Source organism: Candidatus Melainabacteria bacterium (assembly GCA_016193285.1).
Classification (GTDB): Bacteria; Cyanobacteriota; Vampirovibrionia; order 2-02-FULL-35-15; family 2-02-FULL-35-15; genus JACPSL01.
Genome location: JACPSL010000003.1, coordinates 19624 through 29330, shown reverse-complemented (window position 1 = coordinate 29330; position 9707 = coordinate 19624). Strand labels below are relative to the sequence as shown.

The 9707-nt window shown below is 31.6% G+C and carries 9 protein-coding genes and 1 tRNA gene; 6 read left to right on the top strand and 4 right to left on the bottom strand.

Going from position 1 to position 9707, the window contains the following annotated elements:
- The first annotated feature begins 269 nt into the window (after positions 1-269).
- From HYY52_00575 to ccsB, 3 genes are read left to right on the top strand one after another with little or no spacing between them, the layout of a single operon-like run.
- Positions 270-1136 (top strand): ABC transporter substrate-binding protein, encoded by an 867-nt coding sequence (locus HYY52_00575; GenBank protein ID MBI2995192.1) that lies wholly within the window; start codon positions 270-272, stop codon positions 1134-1136.
- Entirely contained in the window at positions 1123-2298 is a 1176-nt protein-coding gene (locus HYY52_00570) for a cytochrome c biogenesis protein ResB (GenBank protein ID MBI2995191.1), read from the top strand. Before HYY52_00575 ends, HYY52_00570 begins: the two co-directional genes overlap by 14 nt.
- A gap of 18 nt (positions 2299-2316) precedes the next feature.
- The gene (gene ccsB, locus HYY52_00565; GenBank protein ID MBI2995190.1) at positions 2317-3132 is read left to right on the top strand and encodes a c-type cytochrome biogenesis protein CcsB; all 816 of its coding nucleotides are present in this window, start codon (positions 2317-2319) and stop codon (positions 3130-3132) included.
- Between the two features lie 82 nt (positions 3133-3214).
- Here the strand turns inward: ccsB and HYY52_00560 are convergent, their stop codons facing one another.
- The 3 genes from HYY52_00560 to HYY52_00550 form a co-directional block, all read right to left on the bottom strand.
- On the bottom strand, positions 3215-4111 hold the full coding sequence (locus tag HYY52_00560; GenBank protein ID MBI2995189.1) for a hypothetical protein: 897 nt from the start codon (positions 4109-4111) through the stop codon (positions 3215-3217).
- Between the two features lie 80 nt (positions 4112-4191).
- Complete coding sequence (locus HYY52_00555) at positions 4192-5112, bottom strand: glycosyltransferase (protein MBI2995188.1); 921 nt, start codon at positions 5110-5112, stop codon at positions 4192-4194.
- Entirely contained in the window at positions 5100-6530 is a 1431-nt protein-coding gene (locus HYY52_00550; protein MBI2995187.1) for a phosphoglucomutase/phosphomannomutase family protein, read from the bottom strand. Before HYY52_00550 ends, HYY52_00555 begins: the two co-directional genes overlap by 13 nt.
- Positions 6531-6907: 377 nt before the next feature.
- On the opposite strand from HYY52_00550, the gene HYY52_00545 reads away from it, so the two are divergent.
- On the top strand, positions 6908-7681 hold the full coding sequence (locus HYY52_00545; GenBank protein ID MBI2995186.1) for a response regulator transcription factor: 774 nt from the start codon (positions 6908-6910) through the stop codon (positions 7679-7681).
- Here HYY52_00545 and HYY52_00540 read toward each other — a convergent pair.
- On the bottom strand, positions 7678-8160 hold the full coding sequence (locus tag HYY52_00540; protein MBI2995185.1) for a GNAT family N-acetyltransferase: 483 nt from the start codon (positions 8158-8160) through the stop codon (positions 7678-7680). The two genes, HYY52_00545 and HYY52_00540, sit on opposite strands and share 4 nt — an antisense overlap.
- Positions 8161-8191: 31 nt before the next feature.
- Here HYY52_00540 and HYY52_00535 point away from each other — a divergent pair.
- A tRNA-Pro gene (locus HYY52_00535) sits at positions 8192-8265 on the top strand.
- A 21-nt stretch (positions 8266-8286) separates the two neighbouring features.
- Entirely contained in the window at positions 8287-9663 is a 1377-nt protein-coding gene (locus HYY52_00530; GenBank protein ID MBI2995184.1) for a tryptophanase, read from the top strand.
- The last annotated feature ends 44 nt before the right edge of the window (positions 9664-9707 follow it).

Sequence of the window (9707 nt, the reverse complement as noted above, 5' to 3'; positions counted from 1 at the left end):
TCATGTAATTTTAATTGCTAAATTTCCTACAATTAAAATCTATATTTATCTCCATAAAAAACCAAATGTTTTATTGGTTTCTATTAGATTTCTACCCTTTTTAGAATTCTTTTTTCTGTAAAAAATGTTTGTTTCGGGATAACTATATGTATAGTAAATTTATAGGAAACTAATAAGGTCTTGTACTTATAGCTATCCCTTAAATGATAGGATGTTATCTCTAGTGTAATAGACTTTTAATTTTAGGTTTTAGAATTATCCCTTAAGTAATGTCAAAAATAAAAAGCAAAGAAAAACTTACGATTGCTCATAGTCCTGATGCAGATGATGCATTTATGTTTTATGCATTATCAAAAAATATAATAAATAACGATAGCTTTGAAATTAAACATGTTTTAAAAGATATCCAGACATTAAATGTAGAATCTGATTCTTTAAAATATGATGTTCAAGCCATATCGTTTTTTGCTTATCCTTTTGTAGAAAAGGAATATCAACTTTTATCATGTGGTGGTTCGTTGGGTTATGGTTATGGACCAGTAGTGATTAGTAAGGAAAAAATAAAAGAAAATGACTTGCAACTTTTAAAAAATAATATAATTGCAATACCTGGTGAAAAAACAACAGCTTTTTTACTTCTTAAATTGTTAATCAAAGATGTTAAATTTATTTTTGTACCTTTTGACAAAATCCTAGAAGAAGTATCTTGTGGTAAATATCCTTTAGGACTTATTATTCATGAAGGTCAATTGTCATACTTAAAGTATGGATTACATAAGGTTTTAGATTTAGGCAATTGGTGGCTAGGAAAAACTAATTTACCTCTTCCGCTTGGAGGGAATGTTGTAAAAAGAAATTTTAGTGAAGATAAAAAGAAAAAAATAAACTTACTAATTAAAAAAAGTATTGCTTATGCTCTTGAAAACAAAAAAGAAGTAATTCCTTATATTGCAAAATATGCAAGAGATATAGAAAAAGATTTTAATATGGTTGATAAATTTGTTAGCATGTATGTCAACCAATTTACTATTGACTATGGTATTTTAGGTAAGCTTGCAATTAAAAAACTTTATCAAATGGCTTGTAGGAAAGGTTTGATAAGTAAGATACCAAAATTAGATTATGTTGAATTTTAAAAAAACTTTTTTAAAAGAGTTTTCTTCAGTAAAGTTAGCTGTCACTTTATTTATCTTTCTAGCAATTACAACACTCTTAGGAACAATTCTCCCTGAAGAACCTATGGTTGGTTCAAGTGAGTTAATTAAAAAATACGGGCTCTCAAAATATCATTTATTAAAAAGTCTTGGTTTAACTGATGTTTTTCATTCATGGTGGTATCTTGCTTTATTAACAACTCTTGGAATTAATCTTACTATTGCAAGTATTAAAAAAGTTTTTCCAAGATGTAGACATGCTTTTGCCTGGCATAGATTAGGTGCTTTGGTTACTCATGTTGGTATTTTGATGTTATTACTTGGCTCTGCAATTACTGTTCTTACTGGTTTTAATGGAATGGCTCAAGTATCAGAGAAAGAAGGATTTTATCTCTCTGGTTTAAGGGACCAGATAACTCAAATTAGATCTCAAGAGCATGAGAATTGGTTAGTCCCTATAAGCAAGATGTCAATTTGGTTTGGCAAGATACCACCTTATCTTATAAGAGTTAATAAAACCTGGAGAGAAAATTATAAAACAGGAGAGCCAAAACAATGGTATAGTGATTTGTCAGTTTTAGATAAGAACAAAAAAGAATTAACCAGAAAAGTTATTTATGTAAATAATCCTCTTGAGTTTATGGGGCTAGATATTTACCAAAGTAGCTGGGGAAAATTTGTTCAAGTGACCTTTAATAATGAACCTGTAACATTACCGGTTGAAAACTTTGATGGTGAGGAAGTTGTGTTTTTGCCACTAAGTAATGATGTAGGCTTAAAGTTAAAAATAAATCAAGATACATTAGAGTTGTATTCAGTTTCTTTTATTAAAGACAGTCAAAAATTTTTAGGTAAAGTAAAAAAAGGTAAGAGTCTTCATATTGGTCCTATGAATATTGGTTTTCATGGTGTAGAAACACTTACTGGCTTACAGTTTAAATCAAATCCAGGCAATTTATTAATTTATCCTGGCTTATTGTTAATTATATGTGGTGTATTTATTGCTTTTGGTTTAAAAAAGCAAGTCTGGGCTAGGATAGATAGATCTGATGAAAAAAATAATAAAACAATAATTGATGGAATTTCTGACAGAACAAGTGGAAAATTTTTTGAAGAGTTTGAAAAAGCTATCTCAGGAATTTAAGAAATAAGGAGAATAAGAATGGAAACCATCTTCTTTAATATATCCGGAATCGCAGTATTTATTTCTATTTGGTTTTATGCATTTACATGGCTAAATAAAAAGCTTACTTTTTTAAAAAAAATTGGCTCTGCTTTTCTTTTAATTTCCTTAATAGCATTAACAGTTGCTTTAGTTACTAGAGGGTTAGAATTAAAGTTTTTTCCACTTACAAATTTATATGAGTCATTAGTAGTATTTGCTTGGGCAGTTATAGCTGTGTATTTATTTTTAGAGTGGAGATACAAGATTGATTATTTTGGCTGGATTGTTTCTAGTTTTTTACTTATTGTTTTTTTATATGCTACTTGGTTGCCAGCTAGCCAGAAACAAATAGTACCATTAATTCCTGCCCTGCAAAGTTACTGGAGAGTTATTCATGTTGCTCCTTTATTAATTTCTTATGCTTTATTTTTAATCGGAGCATTTTCTAGTGCTTTATATTTAATAAAAACAAGACCAAAAAACAAAGAAACAAAAGGAGCACATTTTTTTGATGAAGTAACATACCGGTGTATAACTTTTGGATTTCCATTACTTACACTTGGAATAATTAATGGTGCTTTATGGGCAAACCATGCATGGGGAGCTCTTTGGCAGTGGGATCCAAAAGAAACAATGGCACTTGTTACTTGGTTTGTGTATGCAGCATTTTTACATTTAAGACTTAATACAAAAGCTTCAGGGAAAGTTTTAGCGTTAATTTCTCTTTGTGGAATTATAATGGTTTATTTAACTTATCTTGGAGTAAATCAATTTAACTTTGGTGGATTACATACGTATGGAAAAATAGAGTGAGACCACAGACTACAGACTATAGACAACAGACTATAGACTATAGACCTTCTTGTAGTCTATAGTCTATGGTCTTCAGTTATGTTTATATTGCTGGTTCTGAGGTAGGAGTAGGAGAGGTATCATCTCTAGCATATTGATCTCCGTCACAACTACTATCTCCACAAGATAGACCACGTGGGCAGCATCCACCACCAGGGCAACAAACTGGAGACTCTGCTGGACAGAAAGTAGCGTTCATAGTTATTGCATTATATGAACAGCATACGTCATCAGCAGCTGTAGAGAAGCATTGTCCTCCACAACACACAGTACCACCAGGACAACTAGTCCCATTTGGATTTGGATCTGGACAACAAGTCCTATCACTAGCTATGCATGTATTACCACAACACTGGGGTTCGTCACCGGAGCAAGTAAAATAAGTTCCAATTGAACTTCGACAACAAGACTTATCGGCATCTATGCACTGAAAATTACAACATTGCTCAGTATCACTAAGACAACTAGCTCCATTTGGATTCAGCCCTGGACAACAAGTCCTATCACTAGCTATGCATGTATTACCACAACACTTGGGTTCGTCGCCGGAACATGTATGTCCATTCGGGGGTGGATCTGAACAACAACCATCATTAGCACCTATGCACCTAAACTTACAACATTGCTCAGTATCACTAAGACAACTAGCTCCATTTGGATTCAGCCCTGGACAACAAGTCCTATCACTAGCTATGCATGTATTACCACAACACTGAGGAGTACCACCAGAACAACTATGATAAGTTCCATCTGAGCCTAGACAACAAGTCGCACTCTTTGGTATGCATATATTTCCACAACAGTCCGTATTACCAAAACATGGTTGCCCATTGTCTCTAATACAACTAGGATCACCAGGCGGTGTTACAGTAGCAAAACTATTAGTTTCAATAACAATTGAAACGATCAATACTAAAACACATAAAACATACTTTTTCATTAGTTGTATCTCCTAATGTTGTATACCACTTTTTGAATACCTTGAAACCTTAAACCTGTACTTATGGAAAGATAGAGTGATTAATGATACTGCTCTAACTCAAAAATCCATTTTCCTGCAAGCTGAGGCATTTTACATAAAATACTAAGTCCATAAAATCTTGGATCAATTAAAAAATTAGGATATAAATTTAATGCAATGTTAATTTTTTCTTTTGCTTTTGAAATTTGATTTGCCATTATGTACCAATAGCAAAATCTTAAATTTGCAATGCCTAGAGATCTTTTAATAATTTCTTCTTTAGTATTTTTTAACTTAAAAGAATCATTTAAAAGCTTTGTTGTTACTTCTTCTATTTTTTGTGCAGTTGCAAGTTTTACAGATTGCTCAGGATGAATTCTATATCTAGCAAGCCTTTCTGGAATAAAATAAAACTTTCCAAATAAAGAAAACCTAAGCCAAAATTCCCAGTCTTCATAAGGAACATATTGGGTTTGAAATCCTATGGTCTTTTCAAAAAAATCTCTTCTAACTAAAGGTGTAGGTGAGGAAATAATATTTCTTAAAAGTAATTTTTCAAATATATTGCCTGAATATCCTTCAAGCTGCCTTTTTGCAGTTTTAATTTTTATCCCATTTTCATTTATTCTTGAACATTGACTGTAGACAAGAACCATGTCTTTATATTTGTCCAATATTTCAACTTGTTTTTCTAATTTGTCTTTTTCCCAAAGATCATCTGAATCTAAAAATGCTATGTATTCACCGTTTGAATTTTTTACACCATTATTTCTAGAAACAGCCCTTTCAGAATTTGCTTGATTAATTAATTTGATTTTTGTATTAAACTTTTCTAACTTTTTTTTTGTATTATCAGTTGATCCATCATTTATAATAACGATTTCAAAATCTTTAAAGGTTTGATTTAAAACACTTTCAATTGTTTCAGAAATAAAATTTTCTCTATTGTATGTTGGAATTATTATGCTTACTTTTGGCATTGTGCTTGATTGACGATTTCTTGTATTTTGTTTTTCATTGCATTTAATACTTTATCAGAGGTTGCTTCAAAATACACTCTGGCAAGTGGTTCAGTACCACTTGGCCTTGCAAAAAACCAGCTGCCATCTTCAAATAAATACTTTACTCCTTCAGTAGTATTAATTGATTTTGTTTTTAAGTTATTTATTTTTAGTAAGTTTTCTTTTTTTAAGCTTGAAATGAAAGAATTAATTTGTTCTTTATTTAAGTGAAGATCAAGTTTGTCATTTATGTATGAATAACCAGCTTCTTTAATAGTTTCACTATAAATTTGAGAAAGAGTTTTATTTTCATAAGCTAACATTTCAGTTAAAAGCATGCCAGAAAGAATCGCATCTTTATCAGGGATATGGTTTAAAATACTAATTCCACCAGATTCTTCTATTCCAATGAGTACATTTTCTTTTAACATTATTTCGCAGATCCATTTAAAACCTACTTTTGTTTCAATAGCCTCTAAATCATATCTTTTTGCTAATGAATCAATTAAATGAGTTGTAGACATTGTCCTTACTACTTTTCCTTTTAATTTTTTATTTTTAACCAGATGCCTAACTAACATTGAACCTATTTTATTTGCAGAATAAAAATTGCCACTATTATCAATTGCAGCTAGCCTGTCAGCATCGCCGTCTGTTGCTAGTCCTAAATTTGCATTTTTTGATACAACAACTTGTTTTAATTCATTTAAAAATTCTTCTTTTGGTTCTGGAAATAAATTTCCAAAAAGAGGATCTCTTTTATTATGAATTGTTATAGTTTCACATCCAGCTTCTTTTAAAATGTAATCTAAATAGTTGTTGCCTGCACCATACATAGGATCATATATGATTTTAAGATTTGATTTTTTTATCTTGTCAAAATCAATTAATGATTTTAGGTGATCAATGTATTGTTGTTTTGGATCAAATGTTCGGATATCAATGTTCTCGTAGAGACGCCCCAGTGGGGCGTCTCTATGGGCGTCAATGTAATTTGTTATCTCATCTGTTATTTCAACAGGTGCAGGTCCTCCGTAATTGGTTATGTATTTTAAGCCACAATATTTTGGTGGATTATGACTTGCTGTAAATTGAATTGCACCATTGGAGCCTTGTGGTATTTTAGCTGCCCAAAAAGCAATAACAGGTGTTGGTATTACTACTTGTGAGAGTTGAACATTTAAATCAAGATTTAATAATTCATTAGTACAGGCTTTTGCAAATTCATTAGCCAGGAAGCGAGTATCATAGCCAATTAAAACAGGTAAATTTTTATTTAATTTTTTTTCAATATATTTTCCAATGGCAATACTAACAACTCTTACATTTTTAAATGTAAATCCATCTGCAATTACATCCCGCCAGCCATCGGTACCAAATTTTATATTAGAAGACATACATACTAATATAGACTATAGACAAGAGACTATAGACCTTTTTCAAGTTTATGGTCTATGGTCTATGGTCTATGGTTTATGGTCTATGGTTTATGGTCTATGGTCTATGGTTTATGGTCTATGGTCTATGGTCTATGGTCTGTTATTGGTGCTAAGCCTTGGTACTATCAGATGAAAAATGTTTCAAATGTATGCAAGCACCCCTACATTTCTAAAAATATCAGCTAAAAATACTGTGATAATTTCTAATCTTTGAGGTAAATAACCCTTGGGTGAGAGTAATTTGTAACATTTCAAGCTACTTTTATTAAATTTGATTAAGCTTCATGAGTAATAAGTAGAATAATTATTAAAAAAAATTAATGTTGTAATTTCACATGGCTACAAGAGCAAAAAAATCTAAATCATTTGAAGATATCCAACTACAAGAGATATCTAGCAGGCCGCTGAGAGTTCTTATAGTAGAAGATGAACCTCAAGTAGCAAGATTAATTGAGCTTGAGCTTAGCTATGAAGGTTACCAAGTTAACATTGCAAAATCTGGTAAAGAAGCCATTGAAGTTGTAGGGAAATTTAGACCAGATTTAATAATCATGAATTGGATTTTGCCTGATATAAATGGTTTAGAAATTACTAGAAGGATTCGTTCGGATGGGAATGATGTTCCTCTAATTGTTCTCTCTGAAAAAAATTCTCTCTCAGATAAGGTGATGAGTTTGGATAGTGGTGCTGATGATTATATAACAAAACCTTTTGCTACAGAAGAACTTCTGGCCAGGATCAGGGCAGTAATAAGACGAAAACCACAGCCAATGGATGGACTTTTAGAGTACAAAGATTTATCTCTTGATCAATTTACAAGAGTATCTAAGCGACAAGATACAATTCTTGATTTACGTGCAAAAGAATTTGCTCTTTTAAGATTGTTTATGCTTTATCCAGAACAAGTTTTAACTAGAGAATTTATTTTTGATAAAGTATGGGGCTATAATTTTTTAGGTGAATCAAATGTTATTGAAGTTTATGTCAGATATTTAAGAACTAAATTAGAAAGTATTGCTCCTGGAAGATTACTTCATACTGTAAGAGGAGTAGGTTATATTTTAAAAGCTGACCACAAAAGCAGTGACGATGATGAAGTTTTAGATTAATCAAGAACTAGTAAGAAAAAATGTGAGCACTGAAACTCTTTTGGAAAGCTAGATTTTATAAAGTTTATATATTGTACTGCATAAGGTTCTTTTATTTCATTTGTTTGAACTTCTTTAAAAATCGTTTTTCTCCAGAAGTCAGGAGATTCACTGCTTGCTGCATAAAGTTTTCTTATGCCAAGCTTTTTACAGATTTCAGGTATTTTATTTGTAATAAATTTTCCAATCCCTTTTCCTTGTAGATCTTTTCTTACAGCAAAAGACTTTAAGATTCCAATTTTATTTTCAAATTCTATTGCAAAACAACAAATTGAGTTATTATCACTAGAGTCTTTAATCACAAAGAAATTTTTGTAATTTTCTTTGCCTGAAAACCATCTTGTAAGTCTTGTTTCTTCAAGAAGTTTTAAAATTGATTTCCAGTCACTTTGACTTGCTTTTTCAATTACTAAGTTATTAGTTAACAACTCTAAATTCATAATACTGATATTATATTACTTAATGCTACTGCGGGAAGTAGCTCAGTTTGATAGAGCGCTCGTTTCGGGTGCGAGAGGCCGCAGGTTTAAATCCTGTCTTCCCGATATAATTAGTACAATATATTTATGTCCTGGCAATGGCAAACAATTATTGAGCCTTTTAAAATTAAATCTGTTGAGCCTTTAGGTTTTACTGATCATGAAGAAAGAAAAAAAGTTTTAGAAGAAGCTTGCTATAACCTTTTTAAAATTCCAGCAGATAAAGTTTTAATTGATCTTTTAACAGACTCTGGTACTTCTGCAATGTCTTCTGAACAATGGGCTGCTATTATGCGTGGTGATGAGTCTTATGCAGGAGCAAGAAGTTTTTATATTTTTGAAAAAACAGTAAGAGAGCTTACTGGATACAAAGAAATAATTCCTGCTCATCAAGGCCGTGCAGCAGAAAGAATTTTATTTTCATTTGTTGCAGGGAAAGGGAAATGCATCCCATCTAATTCACTTTTTGATACTACAAGAGCAAATATTGAAACTACTGGGGCAGAAGCTTTAGACTTGCCTGTACAAGAAGCATTAGATTTTGAGAGCTCTTATCCTTTTAAAGGAGATATTGACTTAGAAAAACTTGAGAAAGTTCTTAAAGAGAGATCATCTGATGTTCCTCTTGTATTAATTACTGTTACAAATAATTCATTAGGTGGTCAGCCTGTTTCAATGAAGAATTTAAAAGATACAAAAAAAATTTGTAAAAAATATAATGTTCCATTTTTTCTTGATGCAGCGAGGTTTGCAGAAAATGTTTATTTTATTAAGCTAAGAGAATCTAGCTATGCTGATTGGGATACAAAGTCTATTGCAAAAGAATTATTTTCCCAGGCTGATGGTTGTCTTGTGAGTGCAAAAAAGGACGGGCTAGTAAATATGGGTGGTTTTCTTGCGATGAATAATAGTAGCTGGGCAAAAAAAGCAAGAGAAATTGAAATTATTGGTGAAGGATTTCCTACATATGGTGGTTTAGCAGGAAGAGATTTAGAAGCTATTGCTCAAGGTTTAACTGAAGTGTTAGATGAGGAGTATCTAAAGTACAGAATAAAATCCGTAGCTTATTTAGGTGAAGGACTTAGAAAAGATGGTATTCCAATTTTAGAACCACCTGGTGGACATGCCATCTATATAAATGCTAAGAAATTTCTCTCTCATATTCCACCACAAGAATTCCCAGGACAAGCTCTTGCTTGCGCATTGTATCTAGAAGGAGGTATACGTGCATCTGAAATTGGTAGTCTTATGTTTGGTAAATCAAATAATGGAATTTTCATTCCTGCAAAAATGGAACTTTTAAGACTTGCACTGCCAAGACGAGTTTACACACAAAGCCATATGGATTATGTGATCGAGGTATTTAGTTACTTAGCAAAAAAGAAAGATAAGCTCCAAGGATTAAAGCTTGTAGAAACTTCACCAATATTGAGTCATTTTACTGCAAGACTTCTGCCAACTTAAAGATTTTAATTGAGATGTAATCAAAAAATTACAAAGAAATTACA